The organism is Paenibacillus sp. AD87 (genome assembly GCF_001659845.1).
In the GTDB taxonomy this organism is placed as follows: Bacteria; Bacillota; Bacilli; order Paenibacillales; family Paenibacillaceae; genus Paenibacillus; species Paenibacillus marchantiae.
Map to the genome: position 1 here is coordinate 1 of NZ_LXQN01000026.1, position 581 is coordinate 581.

The following is a 581-nucleotide window of genomic DNA, read 5'->3' on the forward strand; positions in this document are numbered from 1 at the left end:
GCTGGATGGGGTATAGGTATTACGAAGGAATGCAAAGATCCCGTTCGGGCGATTAAGTTCCTGGACTTCCTCGCTTCTGAGCAGGGTCAAATTTTGCTCAATTGGGGTATAGAGGGTAAGCATTACACTATGCAAGATGGCAAGCGTATTGTTCCTGAAGATGTTCAGAACCGTGTTGTAAACGACAATACGGCATTCACAAAGGATTCCGGAATAGGTCTATATACAAATATCGGCGCACATTACGGAGACGGAGTCAAAGATTCTAGTGGTAACTACTATACAAAAAGTTTCCCGGAATTAATTGTTAATAGTTATACTGAAGCTGATAAACAAACTCTTCAAGCATATGGCGTAACGACTTGGGCGGATTTGTTTACAAGTGAAGATGATTTACCGGTAAAAGCTTGGGGCGCTGCTTGGAATATTCCTGTACCGACTGATGATGAATCCAATATTCTGGCCGTCAAGATGAAGGACATCTCATGGAAAAGAATCCCTCAAGCTATTTTGGCTAAACCAGAAGAATTTGACCAAATTTGGGATGAGTATCAGCAGGAATTGATTGATGCCGGTGTTGA

Annotated in this window: 1 pseudogene; it reads left to right on the plus strand. The window is 42.2% G+C overall.

Annotation, left to right across the window (positions count from 1 at the left end):
* Positions 1-581 (plus strand): annotated as a pseudogene (locus tag gpAD87_RS31310) (extracellular solute-binding protein); the annotation flags it as partial.